Here is a 26,829-nt window from a genome sequence, read left to right as displayed (position 1 = left end):
GGGCGATTCTCCGTTGTTATGCACCGAGTGTTTCCCGGTTCGGCCGGCGCTACAACAGGACAAAAGCCCAACATAGTGAAGTCAGGACTGTGAATTCGCCCAGTCCTGATCCAGCAGCAGCAGCGCGCAGTACAAGTCGGCGGCCTCGGCGAAACGCCGCGGATCCCGTCCGGTCAGCGCCTGGATCCGCTCCAGCCGATGCCGCAGGCCATTGCGATGCAGCCCCAGTGCCTCGGCGCAGGCCTGGGGGCTGGCGTCCTGGGCGAACCAGCTGCGCAGCGTCGCCAGCAGCTGGCCGTCCCGGTCGGCCTGGCGCAAGCGCAGCAACGGCTCCAGCAACCAGGCGCCGTGCGAGCGCTCGGCCTGACCCTGGAGCCAGGTGGGCAGGGCCAGGTCGTCATGCGTCACCCGGACGAGGTCAGGTCGCAGGCGCCTGGCCACCGTCAGCAGATCCAGGACCCGCTGAGTCGTCTCGGCCAACCCCGACCAGGGTCGGGCTTCCGGGATCCAGGCACTGCGCTGCAACGCCCAGCCCTGCCCCGGCAGCTCCCCCAGCAGCGCCTCAGGCGCTTGCGCGCCGGGTCGGTACCAGAGCCACTGCCCCTCTTCGCGCGGCAGGCACCAGCTGTGGGTCAGCCGCTGCTGAGCCCAGTCGCCGAAGCCCGGTGCAGGCACGGCAAATTCGAGCAGCAGCACGTCCCGCGGCAGCTCTGGCCGCAAGCCGAGCAGACTGGCATGGCGACCCACTTCGGGCGCGGCGCCCGGTGCGAGCAGCTGCCGCAGCAGGGGGGCGGTCATGCGGCTGGTCACGGGCGGCTGCCCGGCGGCCTGCTCGATGAGCATTTCCGCGGTAAGGCGCAGGAGCTCGGCGGGCAGGCGCGAGTGCTCGGCGTCCGCGCCGGACACGCCAAGGACCCCGACCAGCTCGCCCGCGCGATACAACGGCAGGTTGATACCTGCCTGGGCGCCAGCCAGCCGTGCGGCGGCGACGGCATCCAGCGCCACCGCACGGCCTTCGGCGATGACCTGGCGCGCGCCGGCATGGCGGGTGAACAGTCGCGCCGGATCGCCCGAGCCGATAATCAGCCCGGAGGCATCCATGACATTGACGTTGCCCGGCAGGATGCGCATGGCGCGTTCGACAATTTCCTGCGCCAGGGTCTGGCTCAGCTCCATGGCCACCTCCAAGGTTGGCGCGCGTCCTTGCGACGCGCCGTCACCTTAGAGGCGTCGCCTGCCGCCGGGCAAGCCTCCAGGAGGCCGGAGGCCGTTACGCCGAGGTGCTCAGCACTCCACGCCGCACCTGGTCGCGCTCGATGGATTCGAATAGCGCCTTGAAGTTGCCCTCGCCGAAACCGGTGTCGCCCTTGCGCTGGATGAATTCGAAGAACACCGGTCCCAGCAGGGTCTGGGAGAAGATCTGCAGCAGCAGGCGCCGCTCGCCACCTTCGGAAGTACCGTCGAGGAGGATGCCGCGGGCTTTCAGCTGCTCCACCGGTTCGCCATGGTTGGGCACCCGCCCTTCGAGCATCTCGTAGTAGGTCTCCGGCGGCGCGGTCATGAAACGCGTGCCGTAGGCCTTGAGCCGATCCCAGGTGGCGATCAGATCGTCGGTGAGAAAGGCCACGTGCTGGATGCCCTCGCCGTTGAACTGCATGAGGAATTCCTCGATCTGCCCAGCCCCCTTGGAGGACTCCTCGTTGAGCGGGATGCGCACCAGGCCGTCCGGCGCCGCCATGGCCTTGGAAGTCAGACCGGTGTACTCGCCCTTGATGTCGAAGTAGCGCAGCTCGCGGAAGTTGAACAGCCGCTCGTAGAAGTCGGCCCAGTAGGCCATGCGCCCGCGATAGACGTTGTGGGTCAGGTGGTCGATGACCTTGAGGCCGGCGCCCACCGGCTTGCGCTCGACTCCCTCAAGAAACACGAAATCGATGTCGTAGATCGAGCTGCCCTCCTCGTAGCGATCGATGAGGTACAGCGGCGCACCGCCGATGCCCCTGATCGCCGGCAGCCGCAGTTCCATCGGGCCGGTAGGCATGTCCACCGCCTGGGCGCCCAGCTCCAGCGCCTTGGCGTAGGCGTGGTGGGAGTCGCGGCAACGAAAGGCCATGCCGCAGACCGAAGGTCCGTGCTCGGCGGCGAAATAGGCCGCATGGCCGGTCTTCTCGCGATTGACGATGGCGTTGATGTCGCCCTGGCGGAACAGCACCACGTCCTTGGATCGGTGGTTGGCGACGTGGCTGAAGCCAAGGCTTTCCAGTACGGGTTCGATGACGTTGGGCGTAGGCGAAGCGAATTCGATGAACTCGAAACCCATGAGGCCCATGGGATTTTCAAACAGATCGGCCATGACTGGCTCCTTGACGGGTAACGTGACGGACGTTGTCGGTAACGCGGGCTAGCACCCCGTCAGGGGCGGCGCGCAGGAAATGCCGCGCACGCTGCGGGCGAGGAAATCGCCCAGGAGGAGCTGACAGCCCAGGCGTTTCACGAGGCCACCTGTGCCGGGGTATCCGGCTGAGCCTCGGGGCGCGCCTGCTGGAAAGCCGGATGCGCGGCGGCCAGGGCCTCCACCCGCAGGAGGCGCGGATAGGGCGACAGGTCCACCTGGAAACGCCGCGCTGCATAGAGCTGGGGCAGCAGATAGACGTCCGCCAGCCCCACGTCGCCGAAACAGAAACCACTGGACCCGATCTGCGCCTCCACCGCCGCCAGGCCCTCGCCGATCCAGTGCGAAATCCAGTTGAGGATGGCCGGTTCTTCCAGGCCCAGACCGCGCAGGCGGTTGAGCACCGAGACGTTGTGCAGCGGATGGACATCGCAGGCGATCAGGGCGGCGACCCCCCGATGCCGGGCGCGCAGCAGCGGCTCGGCCGGCAGTAAGGGCACCGCTGGATAGCGCTCTTCCAGGTATTCGAGGATGGCGGGCGACTGGATCAGCACCTCGCCGCTGTCGAGGCGCAGGCTGGGCAGTCGGCCCTGGGCATTGAGCGTGCGATAGACCGGCTGGCGCTGCTCGCCGGCCAGCAGATTGACCGGCACGGCCTGGTAGTCCAATCCCTTCAGCGCCAGGGCCAGACGGACCCGATAGGCCGAGGTCGAACGGTAATAGGTGAAGAGGTCCATCGACACTGCCCCGCGATTGCCTGCCGGCTTCTTATTATGCGTAAGTTCATTACGTTAAAAGGAATCTGCGCCTGCCCGGAGGCCTTGTCAACGGCACTCGGGTCGTTGGCCAATCCGCGCTGCCCTACCCCGCGGCCAGCACCTGGCCGCGACATTCGCCGAAGCCGATCGTGGGCAGTCCAGGCCGCTGACAGCGCGCCCTGAGGATGACCTCGTCACCGTCTTCCAGAAAGGTACGGGTCTCGCCGCCTGGCAGTTGCAGCGGCTGCTTGCCGCCCTGGGTGAGCTCCAGCAGACTGCCGCAACTGCCGGCATCCGGCCCGGACAGGGTGCCCGAACCAAAGAAGTCGCCGGGTTGGAGGGCACAGCCATTGACGGTGTGATGGGTCACCATCTGCGCCACCGTCCAGTACATGTTCAGGGTATTGCTCAGGGCGATCCGCTGGGCGGGCAACCCCTGCTCCAGCATGTGCGGCGTGCACAGCAGCACTTCCAGTTCGATGTCCAGCGCGCCCTGGGCCTGGTCCCGCTCGTCGTACAGATAGGCGAGGGGCTGGGGATCCCCGGCAGGCCGCGCTGGCTGCGCCTGGCGATAGGGTGCTAGGGCTTCCGCGGTCACTACCCAGGGCGACAGGGTGCTGGCGAAACTCTTCGACAGGAAGGGGCCCAGCGGCTGGTATTCCCAGGCCTGGATGTCCCGCGCCGACCAGTCGTTGAGCAGGCAGAAACCGGCGATGTGCTCCGCCGCGTTGCCGATGGCGATGGACTCGCCCTGGGCATTGCCCGGGCCGATCCAGATCCCCAGCTCCAGCTCGTAGTCCAGCCGGCGGCAAGGCTCGAATACGGGCGCCTCCTGCCCGGGCGGGAGCGTCTGACCCTTGGGTCGCTTGAACGCCTCGCCAGAGACCCCGAGGGTCGAGGCGCGGCCGTGATAGGCGATGGGCACGTGCTTGTAGTTGGGCAGCAGCGGATTGTCCGGGCGGAATAGCCGACCGATCTGGGTGGCATGGTGGATGCCGACATAGAAGTCGGTGTAGTCGCCGACCCGCGCCGGCAGGTGCATCCGGCAGGCGCTCTGGGGTACCAGCAGATACTCGGCCAGCTCCTCGAGTTGCTCGCGCTGCGGATGATCGGCACGCAGCAGCGCCTGCAGGGCCTGGCGCAAGGCGACCCGCGCCGGCCCGCCGGCGGCGAAGAAGGCATTGAGCGTTTCCTGAGCGGCCAGTTCGGCGGCGCGCTGGGCCGCGCCGCGGAACAGACCTGCTTCGAGAGCGAAGCCCAGATCGAGGATGAAGTCACCCACCGCCACGCCCCCGCGGGGCCTCTCCTCGCCGCGGCTGAACACGCCCAGGGGCAGGTTGTGCAGGGAAAAATCCGCATGGCCATTGGCCGAGGCGACCCAGCTGGGCAATTCGTCGGTCATGCCGATGCTCCTGCGCCAGGCGCGACAAAGGTCTTGGTGAGGCCCGCCCAGCAGGCATCGTAGTCGGGCTGCAGCAGCGGCGACGCCAGGGCGTGACGGGTCGGCCGCAGGACGCGCCCGGTTTCGAACATGAAGGCCATGGTGTTCTCGATCCGGTGCGGCCGCAGGTCGGCGGCGATGGCATTCTGGGTGGAAACCTGATCCGGGCCGTGGGCGCTCATGCAGCCGTGCAGGGAGGCCCCACCCGGCGCGAAGCCATCGGCCTTGGCGTCGTAGGCGCCCTGGATCAGACCCATGAATTCGTTCATCAGATTGCGGTGGAACCAGGGTGGTCTGAAGGTGTTTTCCGCGACCATCCAGCGGGGCGGAAAGATCACGAAGTCGATGTTGGGCACCCCTTCGCTGGTTCCGGGTGCGGTCAGCACGGTGAAGATCGATGGATCCGGATGATCGAAACTCACGGTGCCCAGGGTATTGAAGCGACGCAGGTCGTATTTGTAGGGCACGTTGTTGCCATGCCAGGCGACCACATCCAGCGGCGAGTGATCCAGCTCGGTCTCCCAGAGTTCGCCGAGGAATTTCTGCACCAGCCGGGTGGGCGCCTCCCGATCCTCGAAGCGGGCCACGGGCGCCTGGAAATCCCGCGGATTGGCCAGGCCGTTGCTGCCGATCGGGCCCAGCTCGGGCAGCCGCAGGGAGCGCCCGTGGTTTTCGCAGACGTAACCCCGTACCGCCTCGCCCTCCACCACCTCTACCCGGAATTTCATGCCGCGTGGAATCACCGCGATCTCCAGCGGCTCGATGCGCAACAGACCTAGCTCAGTAACCAGGTCCAACCGCCCCCGCTCCGGCACGATCAGCAATTCTCCGTCGGCGTCGTAGAAGACGCCGGTCATGCTGGCATTGGCGGCATAGCGATAGAGGCTGACGCCCTCGGCCTGGTCACCCGGGTCGGTGGCGACGAGCCGTTCCAGCCCGGCGAGGAAATCGGTGGCGGCGGCCGGCAGCGGCAAGGGATTCCAGCGCAGGCGATTGGGTGTGGGCGCGCCCAGCTCCGCGCCGGTCAACTGCAGCGCGCAGCGCTGAAAGCGGCCATGGGCGGCCGAAGGCCTGAGCCGATACAGCCAGGAGCGCCGAGTCTCGTGGCGCGGGACGGTAAAGGCCGTCCCGGAGAGTTGCTCGGCATAGAGGCCGAAGGGCGCGCGTTGCGGCGAGTTCTGCCCGATCGGCAGGGCACCCGGCAGGGCCTCGGCGCTGAAGTGATTGCCAAAGCCGGATTGGTAGGTCACTGGCGTTGTTGCTTGTTCTTGTCTGTCCACCTGGGCCACCCATTATGCGTAATAGGTTTACGCAAAAAGTAAATTGAACCCAGGAGAGCGTCAAGCTATAACGCTGCCTTTACCCACGCGATCGAAGCGATGACGAACACCCCCGAAGCAGCACCCCCACGACGCCAGAAGGTGCAGGCGGCCGAGGTCGGCACCGACATTCTCAAGGCCCTCGCCGAGCTGGCGCCGTCGACGTCCTTGTCGCGCCTGGCCAGCCACCTGGACATGCCCGCCAGCAAGGTGCACCGCTACCTGCAGGCACTGATCGCCAGCGGATTCGCCGAGCAGGATCCGCGGACCAATCACTACGGACTCGGTCAGGCCGCCCTCTTCGTTGGCCTGGCGGCCCTGGGTCGGCTGGACGTGGTGAAGCTGGCGGCGCCGGTGCTGGCCGATCTGCGCGACGAGGTCGGCGAAACCAGCTTCCTGGCGGTCTGGGGCAACAAGGGGCCGACGGTGGTGCTGGTGGAACAGGCGCTGCGCGCTGTCACCCTGGTGACCCAGGTCGGCTCGGTGCTGCCGCTGCTGGGCTCGTCCACGGGCCTGGTGTTCAATACCTTCCTGCCGGAGGTCGAGACGGCGGCATTGCGCGCGGAAGAATTGCACCGGCCGGACGCGCCCAGCGTGGCGGAGCTGGCGGAAGGTGCACGCCAGCTGCGGGAGACCCATATCCAACCGGTGCATGGCTTGTTGATGGCCGGCGTCAATGCGCTGTCCGCACCGCTGTTTGGAGCCGGTGGTCGGCTGGCCGGGGTGCTGACCCTGGTCGGCGCCGCGCCAGGCTTCCAGGCCGAGGTCGGAGGCGCCGCGGCGAGCCGTCTGCACGCCGCCGCCCAGGCCATCAGCAGGCGGCTGGGCGGATAGCGCGGACGAATCCGGGCACAGCACCGCAGTCGGGAGCGCCGATGGTCGCGGCAGCGCTCCACTCGATCCGTTCCAGCCTCCATTCGGCTAAAGGATCACCCGGACTGGCCGTTTGCCATTAAGCTTACTGTTAGCGCGTTTATCATTGGCGCACTGCTTTCTGGTGACCTCTTCATGACTGCTCTTTCCTATCGTGATCGCAACCAGGCTCTCAACGACTCCCTGGGCAAATTCTGGCAAGTCGCCAAACCCGTGGTTCAGGCGGCCATGGCCATTCATGTGGCGCTGCTGGTCATTTTCGTCCTGCTCGACCAGATCCTGATGGCCTGGGCCAACGTGCTCAGCATCGCGGCCTACGTGGGCTGCCTGGCCGCCCTGCGCCAGCGCCGTTATCGCATCGCCAGCCTGACCATGAGTTGCGAGATCGTCGCCCACGCCTGGATCGCCACCTGGCAACTCGGTTGGGACAGCAACTTCCACTACTACGTGCTGTGCATCCTGCCGATCGTCATCTACAACTACCGCACCGCGCCGATCCGTCATCTGGTGCTGGTCACCGGCATCCTGGTGACCCTGGCGGGCGGCTATCTGTTGCACCCACCCGCTACCCTCGCGCCCCTGGCGATGAAGCTGTTCGGCACGATCAATATCATCAGCGCCCTGGGGTTGCTGCTCTACGGCACCGGCGCCTCCTTCCACCACAGCACCAAGATGCAGCTGGACCTGCTGCATTCCGCCAGCCACGACAGCCTCACCAACCTCTACAACCGCCGGCGGATTCTCGACCAGGCCGACCAGCACAGTGGCGTGACCGGCAGCCTCATCCTCTTCGACGTGGATCACTTCAAGCATATCAACGATCGCTTCGGCCACGATTGCGGCGATCTGGTGCTGCAGGGCATCGCCGACGTCATCCGCCGCGAGGTGCGCCATTCGGATCTGGCGGCGCGCTGGGGCGGCGAGGAATTCCTGGTGCTGCTGCCCCAGGCGCGGACCGAAGTGGCCTGGGGCGTGGCGGAACGCATCCGCCAGCGCCTGACCGATGTCACCCAGTCCCTCGAACGTGGTCCCGCGCGGGTCACGGCGACCCTGGCGGTGTGCGAGATTCGCGATTGCGAAGCCTTCGCCAGCGCCTTGGAGCGCGCCGACCAGGCGCTCTACCGTGGCAAGCAGGAAGGTCGCGATCGGGTGATGCTGGCGGCCTGAGATCCCGCCCGTCCTAGACCACGAAGCGCTGCAGGGCGCCGTGCAGATCGGCGGCCAGGGCGGAAAGCTGCTGGCTGCTGGCACTGGTCTGCTGGGCGCCGGCGGCGGTCTGGGTCGCCGCGTCGCGGATCAGCGTCAGGTTGCGATCGACCGCCGCCGTGGTGGCCGTCTGCTCTTCGGTGGCCGCGGCGATGGCGTCGTTGCGCTGGCCGATGGCGGTGATGGCCTGGGTGATGCCTTCCAGCACCTGCCAGGTCGCCTGGGCTTGGTCGCGGGTATGGCTGGCCTGGAGTCGACTCTGATCCAGGGCAGTCACCGTCTTCTCGCTGACCTGCTGCATGCCATCGATCAGGCCTTCGATCTCACGGGTGGAGTCGCCCGTGCGGCGGGCCAGGCCCCGCACCTCGTCGGCCACCACGGCGAAGCCGCGTCCGGCATCCCCGGCACGGGCTGCCTCGATGGCGGCGTTGAGCGCCAGCAGGTTGGTCTGCTCGGCGACGTTGCGGATGACATCGAGCATCTTGCCGATGCCCTTGGATTGCTCGGCCAGCTGGCCAGCCTGGTTGGCCGCCTCGTCCACGTTGCCCACCAGCTGGGTGATGGCGGCCAGCGTCTGGCGGACCTGCGTCTGCCCCTGCTTGGCCTGATCGACGCAGCGCTGCGATTCGGCGGAGGTGGAAGTCGCGTGCTCGCATACCGCCTGGACCGCCTGATTGAGCTGGGTGACGGCATTGGCCGCATGCTGGATATCGGTCGTCTGCTGCTCCAGATTGCGGCAGCTTTCATCCATCACGGCACTCACCTGGGTCGAGGCCGAGGCCAGTTGCTCCGAGGCATTGCCGGTATGGGCCAGCACCTCGCGCAGATTGCCCTGCATACGCTCCAGCGCCAGCAGCAGCATGGCTGCCTCGTCGCGCCCCTGGGGCTGGATGTTCTGCCGCAGATCACCCGCGGCGATGCCGCCGGAGATGTCCAGCGCCTGGCGCAGCGGCTGCACCACGCTACGGGTCAGTCGCCAGGCCAGGAGCAGCAGCAGCAGAATGGCGCCGCCAATGACCGACCAGACGATGGCGCGGGCCTGCAGGAACTGGACGTTCGCCACCTCCTTGGCCTGGGCCGCGCCCTGCTTGTTCAATTCGCGCAGCAGTTGCACTTGCATGTCCATCAGATCGCCCTTGAGGCCCACCACGGTATCCAGTTGCATCCGCGCGGCCGGGATCTGCTGCTGCTCGATCAGGCGCACCTCTTCGCGCAGGCCTTCCACGAAAGGCAGATAGGCTTCGTGCAGGGCCTTGATCGAATCCCCTTCGGTCGCATCGGTGACGACCGGCGCATAGTCCCGGAACAGCTGATCGGTTTCGTTGACCAGTTGCTCCAGGGTGACCCGGCTCATGGCCACGGCGCCTGGATCCTCGGCATTGAGCAGCACCACCGAGGCCTGGTTGCGCAACTTGCCGAGGTTGATCGCCAGGGAATCGGCGATGGCGATACTGGGTAACCAGTCCTGCTCCATGCTCAGGGCCTGACGGCGCAGCTGCTGCATCTCCCATAGCGAAAAACTGCCCAATCCGGCGAGCAGCACGGCGGCGAAGGTAAAGGAGAACAGCATCCGCGGGCCGGTCTTGAGAGCTCTCAACCAGGAACGGCGGGAAAGGCGGCGAAGGGGCGCGAGGATCCGAAGCATGGAGGCGTCACTGCAGGAAGACGGTCAAGCACAGCAGCCTAGGCAAGCCAGATGTCGAGCTGATTACAAAATGCCATTGCCCGAAAAAATCAGACGATTGCGGCGAAAGGAAACTGGGGCTAAGGTCCGTCCCCTCCGTTTGCCATCCTGCTCGACGCTGTCATGACTACCCCTGTCGCCAAGGCTTCGCCTTTACAGATCCTGCTGCTCGGCATCGCCCAGATCCTCGTCTGGGGCGGCTCCTTTTTCATTCTCGCGGTGCTGGCCGATCCGGTGGTACAGGAGACCGGCTGGCCCCGGCAATGGGTCTATGGCGGTCTTTCGCTCGGCGTCCTGGTCTCCGGCCTGCTCGCACCGGCGTGTGGCCGCCTGATCGCCCGCCAGGGCGGCCGCACGCTGCTGTCGCTGAGCGGTCTGGGGGTGGCCGCCGGGCTGACCCTGATGGCCAGCGCCCAGCATCTGCCGCTGTTCCTGCTCGCCTGGGTGGTGATGGGAATCGGCATGGCCGCGGGTCTGTACGATGCATTGTTCGCGACCCTGGGCACCTGCTACGGCACCCAGGCCCGCTCGGCGATCAGCGGCATCACCCTGGTCTCCGGCTTCTGCACCGCCATTACCTGGCCCGTCGCCGCCTTCATGGTGAGTCATCTGGGCTGGCGCGGTGCCTGCCTGGTCTATGCGGCCGTCCTGTTGCTGACGATCTGGCCCCTGTATCGACGCGCCCTGCCCGCGCCGGTCCTCGCCACCCGGGCGCCGCGGCCCAACCAGACGGCACCGGCAGTACCGGTTGATCGCGCCCTGTACATCGTACTCATGGCCCTCTTCACCCTGGGCGCGGTGCTGATGACAGCCATCTCCATCCAGCTGATCACCCTGCTGCAGGGGATCGGCTACAGCCTGGCCAGCGCCGTGGCGCTGAGCGCCTGCCTGGGGCCAAGTCAGGTCGCCTCGCGGATCATCGACCTGCTCAACCGCAACGGCCATCCGCTGTGGACGGCCCTGGCCTCGGTGGTCTGCACGGCCGCCGGCCTGCTGCTGGTCACCCTGGGGCCCGGCCTGGTCTGGGTGACGGTCGTGGGTCTGGTGATCTTCGGCGCGGGCAATGGCCTGAGGGCCATCATTCGTGGCGCCCTGCCGCTGGCGCTCTGGAGTCCGGCGGAATACGCCACCATCCTCGGCCGCATGGCGCGCCCGGCATTGCTCGGCCAGGCCGCCACGCCCCTGCTCTGTGGCTATGTCCTGGAACACCATGGCCCCCAGGCGGTGCTGGGTCTGCTCTGCCTGCTGGCGCTTATCAACGTGGCACTGGTCGCCTGGTTGTTCAGGGCGATCCTCAGCCGTCGCGACGCCTAGTCGCAGGCAATTTCCAGGGGTACCAGGCGCAACCTGATGCCGGTGCGACGCAGGGTAAGGATATCGCCCTCACGCTGCCCGACCTCGTCGCCCAGGGTGCTGCGCAGCGTTTTTTCGTCGAGCAACTGGGCATAGGTCCGGGGATCTTCCCCCTGGCAGCTTTCGGCGATATGCAATTCGCCCTGCAGCAGCTTGCCCGCAGTGCGCCCGCTGGTGAGATCCACGAGCAGATAATCCTGGTCAGGCTGGTACTTGAAGGTCATGCGAATTCCCCGGCGACTGTAGCCATGGGAACCGCTCGTACCCGGTTGGTTCAGGACGTCGGGTTGCCTTCCTCGTCCAGACGGGTGCGCAGCATGACCAGGGTCTCGCGCAGATCATCCAGGCCCGCATCGCCCAGGGCGCAGACCTGCCGCACCCGGCTGTTGACCCCATTGGCCTGATCGCGCAGCGCGCGACCCGCGGTCGTCAGTTCTATCGACAGGTTGCGCTCGTCTTCGGCACTGCGACGGCGCGTGACCAGCCCGGCGGCCTCGAGGCGCTTGACCACGGGGGTCAGGGCACCGGAATCCTGCCGCAGCCGATTGGACAATTCCTTGAGCGTGAGGCCGTCATGCTCCCAGAGCACCAGCATGATCAGGTACTGCGGGAAGGTCAGGCCCATGCTCTCCAGCAGGGGCTTGTAGAGTTGCGTCATCGCCAGCGAAGCCGAGTACAGGGAAAAGCAGAGTTGCTGGTCGAGGAGCAGTGGATCTTTGGCTGTCATGGGATCTGCCATTACAAAAAGCGTGAAAAGAGTGGAAGGTGCGAGCTATCCCCAGCCAGGTCAAGCACCCGGGTGACGTGGGGTCGGTTGCCGGAAACATCCGGTAACTGGCACTGGATTCCGATACCACAGGATGCCACAGTGAGCGGCTGGACATAAATAATAAGGGTAATACCTGCATGGCCGTTTCCTCTGCCACGCCAGCCGTTCCTGGCGAAAATCCCCCCGCCGCCCTGGCCGGCGCCTCGCCGATGGTGGCGGGAATCCTGGCCTCCTGTGCGCTGGCCCACCTCATCAACGACCTGATCCAGTCCGTCCTGCCCTCGATCTATCCGATGCTCAAGGACAGCTATGGTCTGACTTTTACCCAGATCGGCCTGATCACCCTGGCCTTCCAGATCACCGCCTCGCTCTTGCAACCCTGGATCGGCTTCCATACCGACCGCCATCCTAAACCCTATCTGCTGCCCGCCGGCATGGTCTGTACCCTGATTGGCGTACTGCTGCTCGCCTTTGTCGGCAGTTTTCCCGCGATCCTGGCCGCTTCGGCGCTGATCGGCGTCGGTTCCTCGACCTTTCACCCGGAAACCTCGCGGGTGGCCCGCCTGGCGTCGGGGGGACGCTTCGGCCTGGCGCAATCCACCTTCCAGGTCGGCGGCAATGCCGGCACCGCCATCGGCCCCCTGCTGGCGGCAGCCATCGTCATTCCCTATGGTCAGACTCATGTCGCCTGGTTCGCGCTCTTCGCGCTGTTCGCCATCGGCGTGCAATACGGGCTGTCGCGCTGGTATCGCAATCACCTGCGTAGCGCCAAGGGGCGCAAGGCCGCCGCGGTCAGCCACGGCCTGTCGCGCGGCCAGGTGACCTTCGCGTTGATCGTGCTGGCGCTGCTGGTGTTCTCCAAGTACATCTACATGGCCAGCATCACCAGCTACTTCACCTTCTATCTCATCGAGCGTTTCGGCCTCTCGGTGGCCAGCTCCCAGCTGCACCTCTTTCTCTTCCTGGGTGCGGTCGCGGCCGGCACCTTCTTCGGTGGCCCCATCGGCGATCGCATCGGCCGCAAGGCGGTCATCTGGTTCTCGATCCTTGGCGCGGCGCCCTTCACCCTCGCCCTGCCCTATGTCGACCTGTTCTGGACCAGTGTGCTCAGCGTCATCATCGGCTTCATCCTGGCCTCGGCCTTCTCGGCCATCGTGGTCTATGCCCAGGAGCTGGTACCAGGCAACGTGGGCATGATCGCCGGGATCTTCTTCGGCCTGATGTTCGGCGTCAGTGCCATCGCCGCCGCGGGACTGGGCAATCTCGCTGATCATCGCGGCATCGAATACGTCTACCAGCTGTGCTCCTACATGCCGCTGCTGGGCGTCCTGACCATCCTGCTGCCCTCCACTCGCCGCAAGGCGGCCTGAGGTCCGCGCCACGGGAGCACAAGGCTCCCGTGGCGAAGCGCCTCGCCACCCGCTACGCTGGCCGCCCCTGAGCCTTTCGCCGAGTCGCGATGAAGAGTCCGCTGCACTACCTGGTCCGTTACCCCTCCGCCAACCTGCTGTTCATCCAGTTGCTCGGGCTGCTGCTCTACCCCTTCGTGGAGCAGGAAGAACATGGGCGCGCCATCATCGGGGCCTTCGGCATCATCGTCCTCGCCACCGCCCTGCGCATGGTGCGCCGGAGCCCGACCATCCAGTGGCTGGGGTTCATTCTCGCCGGCTGCATCCTGGTGCTCACGGTACTGGTGGAGTGGCAGGGCAATCGCCAGCTGGTGGTATCCCTGGCCATCCTCGATGCGGTCTTCTACTTCTATGCCGCGGGCAGTCTCATCGCCTACATGATGGAAGACCAGCGGGCGACCACCGATGAACTCTTCGCCGTCGGCGCGACCTTCACCCTGCTGGCCTGGGCCTTCGCCCATGCCTACTCGGCCTGTCAGATCCTGCAGCCCAACAGCTTCACCGCCGCCAACGATCCCCTGGCCGCACGCACCTGGACCGAGCTGCTCTATGTCAGCTTCGCCATCCTCTCCGGCGTCGGCCTGAGCGATATCTACCCGATCAAGCCGATGGCGCGCTCGCTGGTCATGCTCGGCCAGTTCTCCGGTGTCATGTACATCGCCCTGGTGGTGACCCGGCTGGTCACCCTGACGGTGCGCAGCCGCTAGCCGAATCGCGCCAGGCTGAAGCTGCCGAGATCGATGTCGCTGCGCCCGGTGGTCACGCGCTGGGCGAGCGCCTCGCCCAGCGCGGCCGAATGCTTGAAGCCATGTCCCGAACAGGCACTCACCACGGTCACACCCGGCAGCGTCGGATGCTCGTCAACGATAAAGCCGAAGTCCGGTGTCACGGTGTAAGCGCAGACCGCGCTATGCACCGCCCGGCCTGAAAGACCGTCAATCCACCTCCCCACTTGATGACTGAACAGTCTGCTTGATTCTTCAGGGAGAATGGATCTCTCAATTCCTATAGGGGTGGTATTATCCTGGTATTGCTCCGTGGCGACCTTTATCGCATTTTCCCCAGGCAGAGGTGGAAAGCCGTAGAAGAGATCGCTGTCGCCACGGCCATGGGCGAGGATGAAGCTCGGTGAATCCGCCGGAAACAATTCGGGCCTGGCGACTTCGAACCAGTGCAGGCTCTGACGGCAGACGCGCAGCAGCCGGTCGAACGGTGCGCCCAGCAGTCCAGCGCTCCACATGCCGGCGGCGACGATCACCCGCTTTGCCCGCCAGCGGCCCTGTGCCGAATGCAGCAGTACGCCCTGCTCGTCCGTCTCCAGGCGTTCGATGACGGTATCGGTATGGATCTGGGCACCCCGCTCGCGGGCCCCGTCCAGTTGCGCCTGGATACAGGCTTCCGGATAGAGGTAACCCCCACCTGGTTCGAAATAGCCCAGCGCGTCTTCCGCTACCTGAAATTGCGGAAACCGCTGGCGAATGGCGGCGCCATCCCAGGCCTCATGAGGGATCCCGTACTGGCGCGCCAGCTCCAGGGTGGCCTGGGTGAAATCCGGGCGACCGTGATGAGAGGTTGCCGTCGCGGTGGCCGTCATGATCAGCACGCCGCACTGTTCGAACAGGCTGACACCCTGCTCCGCCTCCAGCTCGCGCCAGAGTTGCTGCGAGCGGATCGCCAAGGGCACGTAGGCTGCGCCCTCGCCCACCGCCTGGCGAGTAATGCGCGTCGCGCCGTGGCTGGAGCCCAGCTCATGGGGCGGTGCATAGCGATCGATGCCTGCGACCTTCACGCCACGCCTGGCCAGTTGGTAAAGCGTGGCCGCGCCCATGGCGCCCAGGCCCAGGACAATGACGTCATGAGTTGCGTTGGTCATCTTACCTCCCTGCCTTCTTCGCCTATTGAGCAGCGAACGCTAGCAAAACGAGCGGCCCAGGACCAAGCGCGGAGTCAGAGATGGGCGGTTTTCGTCTCCATGACATGTTCGTGCAAGAGGAATCGAAGGGTGGCAGCTCGGTTTTTACAGGGGTGGTATTAAACGGGGTTCAATTCAGGGGCCACATAGCGACAACGACGGTCTTGGCCGATCGCTCCGTACATGGCGCCGCCTCAACCACTGGGTGAAGAGTCCGATCGCAAGTCGTTGGACGCTTCACCCAGTCACCCTCCTCTGCCTCAGGTCATGCCCAACCAATTCGGCAAGGCCAGGGACAGATAAGGCACGTAGGTCACCAGGATGAGGAAGGCGAGCATCACCAGCAGCCAGGGGGAAACGGCCTTGATGGTGGTGGTCAGCGGCATCCCGGTGACTGCTGAAGTGACGAACAGATTGAGTCCTGTCGGCGGTGTGATCAGTCCGATCTCCATGTTGACCACCATGATGATCCCCAGATGAATCGGATCTATCCCGAGCTGCACGGCGATTGGGAAGAGGATAGGTGCAAGAATCAGGATGATCGCCGAAGGCTCCATGAAGGTGCCCGCGATCAGCAACACGATGTTCACCACGATCAGGAACTCCACCGGCGAGAACCCCTGGGCCACGACCCAACCCGTGATCGACTGGGGAATCTGCTCGGTGGTCAGTACATGAGCGAACAGCATGGCGTTGGCGATGATGAACATCAGCACCACGGTCAACTTGCCCGCATCGATCAGCACGCGGTGGCACTCTCTCAGCTTCATGTCCTTGTGCACGAAGACCGCGACGATGGCTGCATAGATCGCCGATACTGCCGCCGCTTCCGTGGGGGTGAACATGCCCGAGTAGATGCCGCCGAGGATGATCACGATGAGCATGAGGCCCCAGATGGCACGGCGACCGGTGCGCAACACCTCCTTGAAGGACGCGCGTGGCAGTGCCGGGATATTCTTGATCCGGGCGATGACGTAGATGGTCACCATCAGCACCAGCCCCAGCAGCAACCCCGGTACCACCCCCGCCATGAACAGCTTGCCCACCGAGGATTCGGTGGCCGTCGCATAGACCACCATGACGATGGAGGGCGGAATCAGGATGCCCAGGGTGCCGGCATTGCAGACGATGCCGGCCGCGAATTCGCGCTTGTAGCCCGAGCGGACCATGCCGGCGATGACGATGGAGCCTACCGCGGCAACGGTGGCTGGCGACGATCCGCAGAGGGCGGCGAACAGCATGCAGGCCAGGATCGCCGCGATGGCCAATCCACCCCTGATATGGCCGACGCAGGCGTTGGCGAACTCGATCAGCCGATGAGCCACCCCACCCGTGGTCATGAAGGCTCCGGCCAGCAGAAAGAACGGAATGGCCATCAGGGTGTAGTGCTCGCTGGTCTCGAACAGCTTGATGGCCAGCGAGCGCACCGAGTCGTTGCTGAACAGCAGGATGGTGAGCGCGCCGGAAAGCCCCAGGGAAATGGCAACCGGAACGCCGATGAACATCAGGACGAAAAGCGCCAGGAACAGAAAGGTGATAGTCATGGCTGGCGCTCCGTGCCCTGGTGTCCATCGACGAGCTTGAGAGCATCCTTGGCTTCACTGTGTCCACCGAACCCGCTCTGCTCGTTGCGCAGGATGCGCAGGAACACCTCGACGAAGCGGATAAGCATGAGACCGAAGCCGATTGGCACGATCATGACGATATGCCACTGACGCAGACCGAAGCGGTCGAGATCCTCGGCACCGATGTTAGCGTTCATAAGCGCCGCTACCCATTGCTGACTGGAATAGGTCATCAGTCCGCAATAGAAAATACAGATACCGACCGCCAGCAAGGCAACCGACCTGCGCAGCGCGGGCGGAAAGGTCTTGACCAGCAGATCGACCCCCAGGTGAGCGCCGAGGCGCACGCCCCAGGCCAGACCGATGAAGATCAGCCAGCCGAATACGGCCTTGGCCAGGGCAACGCTCCAGGTCATTTCCTGGGAGACGAAGAGAATGCCATCGCCGATGGCGAAGAGGGGTTTTTCCAGAAAGGGAAGGAGATCGGCGAAATAATAGAAAACGGCGTAAACGTTGTTGACCACCACGTAGAAGAAGGTGATCAGGGTCATGACCGCCAGCAGGAAGGCGACGAGCGCCTCCTCCAGCCAGCACCAGAGACGAGTCACGGCGGGCATAAGAACCTCCGACAACAGCTGACAGGGGGCGAAGGAAAGAAGCGCTCGTGGCTTTTTTAGCTAGCCCTGTTGGCGTCGACGGCCGCTTTGATCACCTCGCTGCCAATCTCTCCCTCGAACTGCTTCCATACCGGCTGCATGGCCTTGCGCCAGTCTTCGCGTTGCGCGGGAGTCAGCTCGATGATTTCGCTGGTACCGGCCTTGGCGATGGCGCTACGCGCCTCGTCGTTGAGGGCCTGAGCCTGGCGGTTCACCTCGACAGAGACCTCGGCCATCACCTTGCTCAGCTCGCTGCGAACATCCTCCGGCAGCCCCTGCCAGAACTTGGTATTGGTGATCACCATGTAGTCGATCAGGCCGTGGTTGGTCTCGGTGAAGTAAGGCTGAACCTCATAGACCTTCTGGCTGTAGTAGTTGGACCAGGTGTTCTCGGTACCGTTGACGACCCCGGTCTGCAAGCCCTGATACACCTCGGCGAAGCTCATCTTGCGCGGCACGGCACGCAGTGCCTTGAATTGCTCATCGAGGACCGCCGAGGCCTGGACGCGGAATTTCAGGCCGCGGGCATCCTTGGGTTCACGCAGCGGCTTGTTCGCCGACAGCACCTTGAGCCCGTTGTGCCAGTAGGCCAGCCCGGTGATGCCCTTGCCTTCCATGCTGGCCAGCAACGCCTTGCCCTGGGGGCCGGCCTGGAAGCGATCGACCGCGGCCATGTTGTCGAACAGGAAGGGCAGATCGAAGACCTGCACCGCCTTGGCGTAGTGCTCGAACTTGGCCAGCGAGGGCGCCAGCATCTGGACATCGCCCAACAAGAGAGCCTCCATCTCCTTGCCATCGCCAAACAACGACGAGTTGGGATAGACCTCGACCTTCACCCGGCCGGGCAGGCGCTCTTCCGCCAGCTTCTTGAACAGCACCGCGCCCTGCCCTTTGGGCGTGTGCTCGGCGACCACATGGGCAAACTTGATGGTGATGGGAGCTTCATCTGCCGCGTAAAGCGAACCGACGAAGGAAAACACGGCGGCACAGAACAGCGTCTTGATAGTCAACGTGGGCATGGCGACACCTCATCTTGTTTTTGTAATCAGGTCGGGTTTATTAAACGCGCCCCCTCCGTGGGGTGGAATTCATCATTGCCCAACAGGGCCTTCAGCTCTGCCTAACACTGGAGCACCTGTTTGCAGACGCCTCAGCAGTCGTTGGGCCCGCCCGATGACCGGTGCATCGATCATTTTCCCGTCGACGACGAAGACCCCCACGTCGCCCTGACTCGCCGCGATCACCTGCCGTGCCCAATCGATTTCCGCTGGCGTCGGCCGCAGGCTGTCGTGCACCACGGCGACCTGGCGGGGATGGATGCACAACAGGCCGCCGAAGCCCTGGTCACGCGCACTGGCGGTGGCTGTCGCCAGACCGGCCAGGTCATCGATGGCTGGAAAGACGCTGTCCAGCGGTGCGGGCAGCCCGGCCAGTCGGCCTTCCAGCAGGAGTAGAAAGCGAGCCTGATCCAGCAGCCGTTCGGCTGCCGCCGTACCGCTTTCCAGACCGAGATCCAGGCCCAGATCCAGACCACCGAGCACCAGGCGCTCCACCCCGGCAGCCCCGGCGACCTCCTTGAGTCGATCCAGCCCCCGGGCGCTCTCGATGATCGGCCAGACGGGCTTGCCCGTCTCGGCATGGACGCGCTCGACCTGGGCGGCGCTTTCCGCCTTGGGCAGGACGACCCCGAGCACCTGCCCCAGGCGTTGGCACAGCGCCAGGTCGTCGCCGTGCGCCGAGTGAGCGGCGGCGTTGATCCGTATCCAGACCCGTAAGGCAGGCGCGGCGAGCAACGCCTGTTCGAGGGCGCCGCGTGCTGCGGTCTTGGCGGCTTCAGCGACCGCATCCTCCAGGTCCACGATCACCACATCGGCACCGCTGGCCACGGCCTTGGCGATTCGCTCCAGACGAGTCGCCGGGACGAACAGGGCCGAGCGAGGATCAGCAGCCATCCTGCTGGCGGTAGGGGTCATAGCGCACCTCGCTGGCGCAGCGCCTCCAGCGCGGCGTGGTCATAGCCCAACTCCTGCAATACCGCTTCGGTGTGCTCGCCCAGCGCCGGGACCGGATCCATCCGCGGCTCGAAGGCACTGTTGCTCGCCGGTGGCAACAAGGCGGGCAAGGGACCGGCCGGACTGCCGACCTCACGCCAGCGATCACGCTCGCGTAACTGGGGATGCGCCCAGACGGCCGCCATGTCATTCACCTGGGCATTGGCGATCTGCGCCCGCTCCAAGCGGGCGATGACCTCTTCGGTCTTGAGCTCGGCGAACGCCTCGACGATCAGGTCGCGCAGCACGCCGCGATTCGCCGAACGTTTGAAGTTGGCGGAAAATCGCGGATCGGTAACCAGTTCCGGCTGCAACAGCACCTGCTCACAGAAGAGCTGCCACTCCCGCTCATTCTGCAGGCCCAGCATCACCGTGCCGCCATCGCCTGCGGGAAAGGGTCCGTAGGGGTAGATGGTGGAGTGGGCGGCGCCGGCACGCGCGGGGGCCGGCATGCCGGCGTAGGCGTAATACAGCGGATAGCCCATCCACTCCACAAGGCTCTCCAGCATGCTGACCTCAACGCGACTGCCCTCCCCGGTCCGCTCCCGCAACAGCAGCGCCGACAGGATGCCACTGTAGGCATACATCCCCGCGGCGATATCAGCGATCGAGCAGCCCGCCTTGGCCAGCTGGTCATCGTCTGGTCCACCCGTCACCGAGAGAAAACCCGCCTCGCTCTGAATCAGCAGATCATAGGCCTTCTTGCGCTCGTAGCTACCTCCTGCGCCATAGCCGGACACATCGCAGACGATCAGCCGGGGAAAGCGCTCGTGCAGCGCCTCGAAGCCCAGCCCCAGACGACTCGCCGCGCCCGGCGCCAGGTTCTGCAACAGGACGTCCGCCCCGGCGAGCAGCTTGTCCAGCACGGCCAGGGCATCATCCTGCTTGAGATCCAGAGCCACGCTCTCCTTGGAACGATTGGTCCAGACGAAGTGGGAGGCGAGTCCGGCGACACGTTCGTCGTAGCCCCGAGCGAAATCGCCACTGCCTGGCCGCTCGATCTTGATCACCCGGGCGCCCAGGTCGGCCAGCTGCCGGGAGCAGAACGGGGCCGCGATCGCGTGTTCGAGACTCACGACCGTGATGCCATCCAGAGGACGAGGTTTTTCGACAGCCATCTTGGTTCACTCCGGGTCAGGTGAAGCAATAGAGATCCACGCACTCGTGCAGCCGCCAGGCCTGGGCGATCAGGGCCTCGGCCTCGGCGGGTGGGCGTTTGCCGGCGAAGGCGACCAGCCGGCGGAACTTGTCTTCCAATTCGGCCCTGTCGAGGGTATTGCCGGGATCACCCTTGGGCTCGTCGATACGTCCCTGCAGAACGGCGCCCTGGCGGGTTGTCACCTCGACCCTTCCCAGCCAACGCTGGGGATAGGCGGCATCGACCTCGGGGTCCAGCCGCATGCCGACGCGCGCGCGGAAGGCCGCGACCGCGGGATCGTTCAGCGCGGAATTCGCAAATTCGCCCAGTTGCGCCTTGCCATGGACGGCGATCAGACCCAGCACCGTGCCCATGGAAAACTTCGCCTGATGCACGGTCCGCGGCACGTCCACGCGCCCGAGCACGTCCAGGGCGCCCTGGTGAACTCGTGCTGTTACCCGGGCAATGTCGTCGGGCGCCAGGCACTCGCGCTGCATCAGGTCCAACAGGGCATCGGCAGCAGGATGGGTATGCCGACAGGACGCATGGAACTTGAAGGAGGTTTCCAGCAAGGCCCAGCGCTGCCCCAGGCGATCGCTCAGGCGGCGGGCGTCGGCGTCACTGGAAAGGCCGGCAGCCATCCCCTGCTCGCCTTCCAGGATGTTGCGCGCACCGGTCAGCCCTTGCGCCGTGAGATAGGCTGCGAGCAGTCCATCCCCCGCTGCCTTGGCGGTATGCAGCTGCTTGGAATCCGCCGCGTCACGCAGGAACTCCCAGAGCCCCGCCGCCTGGGTGCCCGCGTTGCCAAGCACCTGGATGAACTGCTCCCGGTCGAAGCCCAGCAACTTGCCCACCGCCACCGCCGCGGCCAGGGTGCCAGCGGTGGCCGTGGTGTGGAAGATCCGATAGTGCGAGCGCCCGAGAAATTCACCGATGCGGATGCCTGCCTCATAGCCGGCGACCGCGGCGACGATCAGCTCCTGTCCGCTCTTTCCCAGGTCCTGGGCGGCGGCCAGTGCGGCGGAAAAGACCACCGTCGCCGGATGCAGCACCGAGCTGTTGTGCAGATCATCCTGCTCCACCAGATGAGAGGCGGCGCCATTGACCAGCGCGGCAAAGTAGGGCGAGGTGCCGTAGGGCGCGACGAGTACCCGGGCCCGCCCCTCGCGCGGGCCCATGGTCTGCGCATAGGCATGGAACAGCGGTGTGGGATGGCTGCCATCGCTGGCCAGTGCGGAGCCCAGCCAGTCGAGAAACAGCTCTTCGGTCCGAGAGACGACGCTGGCTGGCAGGTCCGCATAGGCCAGCTCGCCAAGATAGGCCGCCAGACGTTCGGTATGGGTCATGGCAGTCACCCTAGAACGAGCGCGGCAATTCGAGCAGGTGCTCGGCCACGTAGGAAAGAATGAGGTTGGTGGAGATGGGCGCCACCTGGTACAGGCGCGTCTCGCGAAACTTGCGCTCGACGTCGTACTCGGTGGCAAAGCCAAAGCCACCGTGCGTCTGCAGACAGGCGTTGGCCGCCTCCCAGCTGGCCTTGGCCGCCAGGTACTTGGCCATGTTGGCCGCCGCGCCGGCGTTTTCGCCGCGGTCGTACAGATCGCAGGCGTGCCAGCGCATCAGATCGGCGGCCTCGATCTCGATATGGGCCTCGGCGATGGGAAACTGCACGCCCTGGTTCTGCCCGATGGGGCGACCGAATACCACCCGGTCGCGGGCATAGTGACTGGCCTTCTCGACGAACCAGCGGCCGTCGCCAATGCATTCCGCGGCGATCAGGGTGCGTTCGGCATTGAGCCCATCGAGGATGTAGCGGAAACCCTTGCCCTCCTCCCCGATGAGGTTGCTGGCGGGAATTTCCAGCTCGTCGAAGAACAGCTCGTTGGTCTCGTGATTGACCATGTTGGGGATGGGCCGAACCGTGAGCCCCTTGCCAATGGCCTCACGCAGATCCACCAGAAAGATCGACATACCTTCGGATTTGCGCTGGACGGCCTCCAGGGGTGTGGTCCGCGCCAGCAGGATCATCAGATCGGAATGCTGCACCCGGGAGATCCACACCTTCTGCCCATTGATCACATAGCGATCGCCCTTGCGCACCGCCGTGGTCTTGATCTTGGTGGTGTCGGTGCCGGTGGTAGGCTCGGTGACGCCCATGGACTGCAGCCGCAGCTCGCCGCTGGCCAGCCGTGGCAGATAGCTGTTCTTCTGCTCTTCGCTGCCATTCCGCAGCAGGGTGAACATGTTGTACATCTGCCCATGGATGGTGCCGGAGTTGCCCCCGCAGCGGTTCACCTCCTCCAGGATGATGGACGCCTCGGCCAGGCCCAGCCCCGAGCCACCATAGGCTTCCGGAATCATCGCGGACAGCCAGCCTGCCTCGGTCATCGCCTGGACGAAGTCCTGGGGAAAACCCTTCTGCTCATCGATTCGGCGCCAGTATTCGGCCGGAAAGCCCGCGCAGAGGCCACGGACGCCATCGCGAATGGCGGCGAATTCTTCTTGTCGTTCGTCCAGCATGGGGGGTTCTCTCTTGTCGTTATAGGGGCACCGCTGTCACTCGAAATGCAACTGAGCCATCTGGGCGACACCGTCGCCATTTCCGGCCCACAGCTCCGCCTCGCCGGGCGCGATGACCTGACCACTGAGCGTGAAGGGAGCGGGTGCGATCAGCGGACGAACGCCGCGATAACTGAATTGCCGTATCCGCGCGGTGGGATGGGCGCGACGAAAGCTGCGCAGCAACAGGGTCGCGATGAGCGGGCCATGGACGACCAGACCGGCATAGCCTTCCTGTTGGGTCGCGTAGGGCCAGTCGTAGTGGATGCGATGACCGTTGAAGGTCACCGCCGAATAGCGAAACAGCAACGTAGGCTCGGGCACCACCGACTCCGCCCAGCCACCGAGAGCGATGGCTTCGCCGCTGCCGGCCTTGGGCGCTCCGGGCTCGCGATAGACCAGGTCCTGCTCTTCGCGCAGTACCAGTTCGTCGCGCTGGAAATAGCGATGCTCGACGGTCACGAACAGCAGGCTGCCGCTGCGGCCCGCCTTCTCCTCGACGCGTAGCAGGGTCGAAAGGCAACGAGCCTGCTCGTCAACGCGCAGTTCGCCGAGAAACTCCAGGCGTCCGCCTGCCCACATGCGATTACGCCCTTCCGCCGGCGGCAGGAAGGTGCCCCGCGCCGCGTGACCATCGGGCCCGAGCTGGGCACCTGCCACGGGATTATCGAAGAAGGCCCAGTGCCAGAGCGGCGGCAGCGCCTCGCCTGCAGCCAACGGCGATTCGTCGAAGGTATGGGCGATACGCGCGACTTGGCGTTGACCCAGGAACTCGTGGGTTTCGAGCGTTCGCCCCACCCAGGCTTCGGCCGGCGTAGTGTTCATGTCTGGCTCCCGTCATTAGGCTCTCAACCAGCTTGAGGGGAGTTGTTTCGTTCTGTGAATTTACATTTGCGTAAGCCGGCATTCGGCTAGGCTGAACGCCGAAAGACGTACCGAGTACAAGAGCATGCATTTCGACCTGCCTGACCTGCGGCTTTTCATCCATATCGCCGAATCGCCCAGCCTGACCCAGGGCGCACGCCGGGCCGCACTCTCTCCGGCAGCTGCCAGCGCCCGGATAAAGGCCCTCGAAAGCCAATTCGGCATCCGCTTGCTATACCGTGACAGCCGCGGCGTAGAGCTCACGCCAGCGGGTCAGCGTCTACTGCAACATGCCCGCCTGGTTATGCGCCAAGTCGACTTTCTCAAAGGTGAATTCACCGAGTACCGCAGCGATGCCAGCGGGCATATCCGTATCTTCGCCAACACCACAGCGGTTACAGAGTTCCTCCCGGGGCTGCTGGCCGGCTATCTCGCCGATCGCCCCGGCGTGACGGTGGATCTGCAGGAGCGCCTCAATCGTGACATTGTCAGGGGGGTCATCGACGGGGCAGCGGATCTGGGCATCACCGCCGGGCTGATCGAGGCCAGCAATCTGCAGATCCTGCCCTACAGCATGGACCGCCTGACGCTGGTAGTACCGACCGATCATGCCTTGGCGAGCGAGCCCCAGGTCACCTTGCGTGAAACCCTGGACTACCAGCACATCTGTCTGCGCGAGGGCACCAGCCTGCTGAATTTCCTGCGGGATCAGGTGGAGCGTCTCGGTGCCACCCTGAATCTGCGTATCCAGCTTTCCAGTTTCGAGGCCGTGTGCCGCATGGTCGAAGCCAAGGTGGGCATCGGAATCCTGCCCGAATCCGCCGCCCAGCATCACGGCAAAAGCATGGCCATCAAGACGGTACGGCTCGAAGAGCCCTGGGCCCTGCGCGAGCGAAATATCCTGGTCAGGGATCTGGAGGCGCTGCCGGAAAGCGTCCGTGCCTTGGTCAGGCTGTTGCAGCAATCAGCCAAAGGCGAAGTAAACCGGGAACACGCCTGACGAGGCGATCCCGGAAGTCATCCTTTCGACTACACCCCTGTCTAGTGAAACCGGAGCGCTCCCAATTTGCGCATCACTTCGTCTGCAGTCCAACGCCGGTATTCGGTTCGATCATGACGACCATGGCGTCTCGATCGTGGCTGGTCCCTTCGCCGTTGAGTGCTGCAGCAGAGGAGTCGAAGGAGACTGATCAGCTCTTTACAGGGGTGGTATTATTTAGTGATAAGAACTATGGCAAATGGCCGTCTGCCAGCCGGCGTACCCGCTGCTTGCGCTTGAGGATGCAGTGGCGCATCCACGGGTCGCCAGGCGAAACGCCAGCCCAAGTCGCGATAGCCGGAAAACAGGAAACCACCACTGCGAACCTGGTAGGCACGGCGCCTGGCTCGATAGACCCGCGGAATGAAATACCAGGGCAAGCCCGGCAGATCGTGGTGAACCAGGTGCAGGGTGTTGTTGAGAAATAGCCAGCGCAGCGCCCCAACGCTTTCGTTGAGTACGCATCTTTGCGCAGGGTCCAGCGCCGGACGATGCTCGTAGAAAGATCGGATCAGCGTTACGGCCAGCGCCGGCCAGGCTACCCCCAGCACATAGACCTCCAGGGGAATGCCAGATAGCAAGTGAATCGCCAGGAGCAAGCCTGCACACAGCGCCAGATGAATCAGCCAGACGCGCAGCACGCCCCGCTCCCCGCGCCACCCGCGGCGTACTTCGAGATCGAGCATGCCGTGCAGCGCCAGGATCGGGCCAACCAGGAGCCGACCGATCAGGGTCTTGTCCATCCAGAGCAACGCACGCCCGACCTGCCCTCGCCGCTCCCAGAGTTCGCCATCGACATAACGGCTCTCGGGATCGAGGGTCGGATCGGTGAGGTTCTCGCGCCGATGGTGCGCCAGGTGGCTGTCACGATAGAGCGGAAAGGGAAACCAGAGGCCGAGGGGCGGATAGGCGAGCAAGGCATTCACCCCAGGCCAGCGAGTTGGATGTCCATGAATCAACTCGTGTTGCAGGGACTGATGCAGCACCACCAGGATCGTCAGCGGCGGCAGGATCCAGAAACCCAGTAGCGGCCACGCCCAGACCAGCGTCAGCCAGCCGGCGTAGACACCGACGATCAGCCCCCAGGTTGGCCATTCACTTCGACCGGTGGCGGTATGCAGGAGCAGCTTGATCAGGCGGCGGTGCCGCGCATCGAGATAGACAGTCACCGCAGGGTCCTGATAACGAGAAATCAACGCTGACCCTAAGGAAAAACAAGAGGGAAGCCAAATATCGTTAAGGCATTACCTCATGAAAAGACGTTATTCGACCACCTCGCTGCTTGTAACTTCGCTTGATTGAACGCCTTGTTTAAGCAATCTCTTACGTCTTACCTTACATAGCATAATGCTCAAAAAATCATAAGCTTATAAGCAAAAACCGATCAGGCAGCTCAACTGTTGCGTGAGCAACACCTGCATTTAAAAATCAGTTAAAGACATATCCTTAGCAGCTTTGAAGATTGGCGGCGCTCTTGAACGCCCATCTAGACTTCCGCCAACTTTCACGAACTTCAAAGTTTGCCATGCCGCTGTCTGATAAAACTCTTCTACCTGCTGCGCCTGCGCGAACTGCAAGGGTGGATTTCGTTGCCGAGCTGGCAGCCTGCGACGTGTCCAGCCCCCCTCCGCTGCCTCGGCTGCCGACCCTGAATCGAGCCGAAGCGGCAACGCGCATCCGATACCGTGCGACAGCGCGGGTATCCCTCGTCGGCACCCTCGGCCGTCGACTGGTAGCGGCGATGGTGCTGATCGGCTGCACCCGAGCCGCCCATACCGAGCTGGCTCGTCTTGGGCTCGCGCTTCCCCACTCTCTGCTGACACGACCAGAAGGATTTTCTTTTC

Annotated in this window: 24 protein-coding genes and 1 pseudogene; 6 read left to right on the top strand and 19 right to left on the bottom strand. The window is 64.6% G+C overall.

Annotated elements, in window-relative coordinates:
* Positions 1-81: 81 nt before the first annotated feature.
* From QE444_RS13490 to hmgA, 5 genes are all read right to left on the bottom strand, one after another.
* The gene (locus QE444_RS13490) at positions 82-1,176 is read right to left on the bottom strand and encodes a sugar diacid recognition domain-containing protein (RefSeq protein ID WP_309739070.1); all 1,095 of its coding nucleotides are present in this window, start codon (positions 1,174-1,176) and stop codon (positions 82-84) included.
* A gap of 94 nt (positions 1,177-1,270) precedes the next feature.
* The gene (gene hppD / locus QE444_RS13485; RefSeq protein ID WP_187979211.1) at positions 1,271-2,350 is read right to left on the bottom strand and encodes a 4-hydroxyphenylpyruvate dioxygenase; all 1,080 of its coding nucleotides are present in this window, start codon (positions 2,348-2,350) and stop codon (positions 1,271-1,273) included.
* Positions 2,351-2,487: 137 nt separating this feature from the next.
* Complete coding sequence (gene maiA / locus QE444_RS13480; RefSeq protein WP_187979210.1) at positions 2,488-3,126, bottom strand: maleylacetoacetate isomerase; 639 nt, start codon at positions 3,124-3,126, stop codon at positions 2,488-2,490.
* A 124-nt stretch (positions 3,127-3,250) separates the two neighbouring features.
* Positions 3,251-4,549, bottom strand: a complete 1,299-nt coding sequence (fahA, locus tag QE444_RS13475; RefSeq protein WP_309739063.1) for a fumarylacetoacetase — start codon at positions 4,547-4,549, stop codon at positions 3,251-3,253.
* Positions 4,546-5,868: a homogentisate 1,2-dioxygenase gene (gene hmgA / locus QE444_RS13470; protein WP_309739061.1), complete on the bottom strand. Its 1,323-nt coding sequence runs from the start codon at positions 5,866-5,868 to the stop codon at positions 4,546-4,548. The genes fahA and hmgA overlap by 4 nt, the downstream gene beginning before the upstream one ends.
* 99 nt (positions 5,869-5,967) lie before the next feature.
* Between hmgA and QE444_RS13465 the strand changes: the two genes are divergently transcribed.
* Complete coding sequence (locus tag QE444_RS13465) at positions 5,968-6,741, top strand: IclR family transcriptional regulator (protein WP_309739059.1); 774 nt, start codon at positions 5,968-5,970, stop codon at positions 6,739-6,741.
* A 174-nt stretch (positions 6,742-6,915) separates the two neighbouring features.
* A complete protein-coding gene (locus QE444_RS13460) occupies positions 6,916-7,947 on the top strand; it encodes a GGDEF domain-containing protein (RefSeq protein ID WP_309739057.1) in 1,032 nt (343 codons plus the stop codon).
* 13 nt (positions 7,948-7,960) lie between these two features.
* On the opposite strand, the gene QE444_RS23625 is transcribed toward QE444_RS13460, so the two are convergent.
* A complete protein-coding gene (locus QE444_RS23625) occupies positions 7,961-8,737 on the bottom strand; it encodes a methyl-accepting chemotaxis protein (protein WP_405046471.1) in 777 nt (258 codons plus the stop codon).
* A gap of 78 nt (positions 8,738-8,815) precedes the next feature.
* A pseudogene (locus QE444_RS23620) lies at positions 8,816-9,631 on the bottom strand (MCP four helix bundle domain-containing protein); the annotation flags it as partial.
* A gap of 162 nt (positions 9,632-9,793) precedes the next feature.
* Here QE444_RS23620 and QE444_RS13450 point away from each other — a divergent pair.
* Positions 9,794-10,984, top strand: a complete 1,191-nt coding sequence (locus QE444_RS13450; protein ID WP_309739054.1) for an MFS transporter — start codon at positions 9,794-9,796, stop codon at positions 10,982-10,984.
* On the opposite strand, the gene QE444_RS13445 is transcribed toward QE444_RS13450, so the two are convergent.
* Both QE444_RS13445 and QE444_RS13440 read right to left on the bottom strand, forming a co-directional pair.
* The gene (locus QE444_RS13445; protein WP_187979203.1) at positions 10,981-11,247 is read right to left on the bottom strand and encodes a hypothetical protein; all 267 of its coding nucleotides are present in this window, start codon (positions 11,245-11,247) and stop codon (positions 10,981-10,983) included. The genes QE444_RS13450 and QE444_RS13445 overlap by 4 nt on opposite strands.
* Positions 11,248-11,297: 50 nt before the next feature.
* The gene (locus tag QE444_RS13440; protein ID WP_309739051.1) at positions 11,298-11,750 is read right to left on the bottom strand and encodes a MarR family transcriptional regulator; all 453 of its coding nucleotides are present in this window, start codon (positions 11,748-11,750) and stop codon (positions 11,298-11,300) included.
* A 251-nt stretch (positions 11,751-12,001) separates the two neighbouring features.
* Between QE444_RS13440 and QE444_RS13435 the strand changes: the two genes are divergently transcribed.
* A complete protein-coding gene (locus tag QE444_RS13435) occupies positions 12,002-13,162 on the top strand; it encodes an MFS transporter (protein WP_178083922.1) in 1,161 nt (386 codons plus the stop codon).
* A gap of 89 nt (positions 13,163-13,251) precedes the next feature.
* Positions 13,252-13,908, top strand: coding sequence for an ion channel (locus QE444_RS13430; RefSeq protein WP_309739049.1), 657 nt, complete (start codon positions 13,252-13,254; stop codon positions 13,906-13,908).
* On the opposite strand, the gene solA is transcribed toward QE444_RS13430, so the two are convergent.
* The 9 genes from solA to QE444_RS13385 form a co-directional block, all read right to left on the bottom strand.
* The gene (gene solA / locus QE444_RS13425; protein WP_208691136.1) at positions 13,905-15,074 is read right to left on the bottom strand and encodes an N-methyl-L-tryptophan oxidase; all 1,170 of its coding nucleotides are present in this window, start codon (positions 15,072-15,074) and stop codon (positions 13,905-13,907) included. The two genes, QE444_RS13430 and solA, sit on opposite strands and share 4 nt — an antisense overlap.
* Before the next feature lie 299 nt (positions 15,075-15,373).
* Positions 15,374-16,657: a C4-dicarboxylate TRAP transporter large permease protein DctM gene (gene dctM / locus QE444_RS13420; protein WP_309739046.1), complete on the bottom strand. Its 1,284-nt coding sequence runs from the start codon at positions 16,655-16,657 to the stop codon at positions 15,374-15,376.
* On the bottom strand, positions 16,654-17,295 hold the full coding sequence (locus QE444_RS13415) for a TRAP transporter small permease (RefSeq protein WP_309739044.1): 642 nt from the start codon (positions 17,293-17,295) through the stop codon (positions 16,654-16,656). The genes dctM and QE444_RS13415 overlap by 4 nt, the downstream gene beginning before the upstream one ends.
* 56 nt (positions 17,296-17,351) lie before the next feature.
* On the bottom strand, positions 17,352-18,353 hold the full coding sequence (locus tag QE444_RS13410) for a TRAP transporter substrate-binding protein (protein WP_273861607.1): 1,002 nt from the start codon (positions 18,351-18,353) through the stop codon (positions 17,352-17,354).
* 72 nt (positions 18,354-18,425) lie between these two features.
* Positions 18,426-19,286: a CoA ester lyase gene (locus QE444_RS13405; protein ID WP_309739042.1), complete on the bottom strand. Its 861-nt coding sequence runs from the start codon at positions 19,284-19,286 to the stop codon at positions 18,426-18,428.
* 17 nt (positions 19,287-19,303) lie between these two features.
* Entirely contained in the window at positions 19,304-20,503 is a 1,200-nt protein-coding gene (locus QE444_RS13400) for a CaiB/BaiF CoA-transferase family protein (RefSeq protein ID WP_187979197.1), read from the bottom strand.
* A gap of 16 nt (positions 20,504-20,519) precedes the next feature.
* Entirely contained in the window at positions 20,520-21,869 is a 1,350-nt protein-coding gene (locus tag QE444_RS13395; RefSeq protein WP_273861609.1) for an MmgE/PrpD family protein, read from the bottom strand.
* Positions 21,870-21,879: 10 nt separating this feature from the next.
* Positions 21,880-23,043 (bottom strand): acyl-CoA dehydrogenase family protein, encoded by a 1,164-nt coding sequence (locus QE444_RS13390; RefSeq protein ID WP_405046425.1) that lies wholly within the window; start codon positions 23,041-23,043, stop codon positions 21,880-21,882.
* Between the two features lie 36 nt (positions 23,044-23,079).
* Positions 23,080-23,907 carry a MaoC family dehydratase N-terminal domain-containing protein gene (locus QE444_RS13385; RefSeq protein WP_273861610.1) on the bottom strand — a complete coding sequence of 276 codons (828 nt, stop codon included), beginning with the start codon at positions 23,905-23,907 and terminating at the stop codon, positions 23,080-23,082.
* A 124-nt stretch (positions 23,908-24,031) separates the two neighbouring features.
* Here QE444_RS13385 and QE444_RS13380 point away from each other — a divergent pair, with 124 nt between their 5' ends.
* Positions 24,032-24,946, top strand: coding sequence for a LysR substrate-binding domain-containing protein (locus QE444_RS13380; protein WP_187979194.1), 915 nt, complete (start codon positions 24,032-24,034; stop codon positions 24,944-24,946).
* A gap of 212 nt (positions 24,947-25,158) precedes the next feature.
* On the opposite strand, the gene QE444_RS13375 is transcribed toward QE444_RS13380, so the two are convergent.
* A complete protein-coding gene (locus QE444_RS13375) occupies positions 25,159-26,154 on the bottom strand; it encodes a fatty acid desaturase (RefSeq protein ID WP_309739038.1) in 996 nt (331 codons plus the stop codon).
* Positions 26,155-26,829: the final 675 nt, after the last annotated feature.

The sequence above is a fragment of the Pseudomonas sp. SORGH_AS_0199 genome (assembly GCF_031453735.1).
Classification (GTDB): domain Bacteria; phylum Pseudomonadota; class Gammaproteobacteria; order Pseudomonadales; family Pseudomonadaceae; genus Chryseomonas; species Chryseomonas aestiva.
This window is presented reverse-complemented; position numbering and strand designations above follow the sequence as displayed.

Bases quoted from the DNA above. Each gene is read 5' to 3' on its own strand.
- QE444_RS13490 (WP_309739070.1), bottom strand. From the start codon at position 1,176: ATGGAGCTGAGCCAGACCCTGGCGCAGGAAATTGTCGAACGCGCCATG.
- hppD (WP_187979211.1), bottom strand. From the start codon at position 2,350: ATGGCCGATCTGTTTGAAAATCCCATGGGCCTCATGGGTTTCGAGTTC.
- maiA (WP_187979210.1), bottom strand. From the start codon at position 3,126: ATGGACCTCTTCACCTATTACCGTTCGACCTCGGCCTATCGGGTCCGT.
- fahA (WP_309739063.1), bottom strand. From the start codon at position 4,549: ATGACCGACGAATTGCCCAGCTGGGTCGCCTCGGCCAATGGCCATGCG.
- QE444_RS13465 (WP_309739059.1), top strand. From the start codon at position 5,968: ATGACGAACACCCCCGAAGCAGCACCCCCACGACGCCAGAAGGTGCAG.
- QE444_RS13460 (WP_309739057.1), top strand. From the start codon at position 6,916: ATGACTGCTCTTTCCTATCGTGATCGCAACCAGGCTCTCAACGACTCC.
- QE444_RS23625 (WP_405046471.1), bottom strand. From the start codon at position 8,737: ATGGATGAAAGCTGCCGCAATCTGGAGCAGCAGACGACCGATATCCAG.
- QE444_RS13450 (WP_309739054.1), top strand. From the start codon at position 9,794: ATGACTACCCCTGTCGCCAAGGCTTCGCCTTTACAGATCCTGCTGCTC.
- QE444_RS13445 (WP_187979203.1), bottom strand. From the start codon at position 11,247: ATGACCTTCAAGTACCAGCCTGACCAGGATTATCTGCTCGTGGATCTC.
- QE444_RS13440 (WP_309739051.1), bottom strand. From the start codon at position 11,750: ATGACAGCCAAAGATCCACTGCTCCTCGACCAGCAACTCTGCTTTTCC.
- QE444_RS13435 (WP_178083922.1), top strand. From the start codon at position 12,002: ATGGTGGCGGGAATCCTGGCCTCCTGTGCGCTGGCCCACCTCATCAAC.
- QE444_RS13430 (WP_309739049.1), top strand. From the start codon at position 13,252: ATGAAGAGTCCGCTGCACTACCTGGTCCGTTACCCCTCCGCCAACCTG.
- solA (WP_208691136.1), bottom strand. From the start codon at position 15,074: ATGACCAACGCAACTCATGACGTCATTGTCCTGGGCCTGGGCGCCATG.
- dctM (WP_309739046.1), bottom strand. From the start codon at position 16,657: ATGACTATCACCTTTCTGTTCCTGGCGCTTTTCGTCCTGATGTTCATC.
- QE444_RS13415 (WP_309739044.1), bottom strand. From the start codon at position 17,295: ATGCCCGCCGTGACTCGTCTCTGGTGCTGGCTGGAGGAGGCGCTCGTC.
- QE444_RS13410 (WP_273861607.1), bottom strand. From the start codon at position 18,353: ATGCCCACGTTGACTATCAAGACGCTGTTCTGTGCCGCCGTGTTTTCC.
- QE444_RS13405 (WP_309739042.1), bottom strand. From the start codon at position 19,286: ATGGCTGCTGATCCTCGCTCGGCCCTGTTCGTCCCGGCGACTCGTCTG.
- QE444_RS13400 (WP_187979197.1), bottom strand. From the start codon at position 20,503: ATGGCTGTCGAAAAACCTCGTCCTCTGGATGGCATCACGGTCGTGAGT.
- QE444_RS13395 (WP_273861609.1), bottom strand. From the start codon at position 21,869: ATGACCCATACCGAACGTCTGGCGGCCTATCTTGGCGAGCTGGCCTAT.
- QE444_RS13390 (WP_405046425.1), bottom strand. From the start codon at position 23,043: ATGCTGGACGAACGACAAGAAGAATTCGCCGCCATTCGCGATGGCGTC.
- QE444_RS13385 (WP_273861610.1), bottom strand. From the start codon at position 23,907: ATGAACACTACGCCGGCCGAAGCCTGGGTGGGGCGAACGCTCGAAACC.
- QE444_RS13380 (WP_187979194.1), top strand. From the start codon at position 24,032: ATGCATTTCGACCTGCCTGACCTGCGGCTTTTCATCCATATCGCCGAA.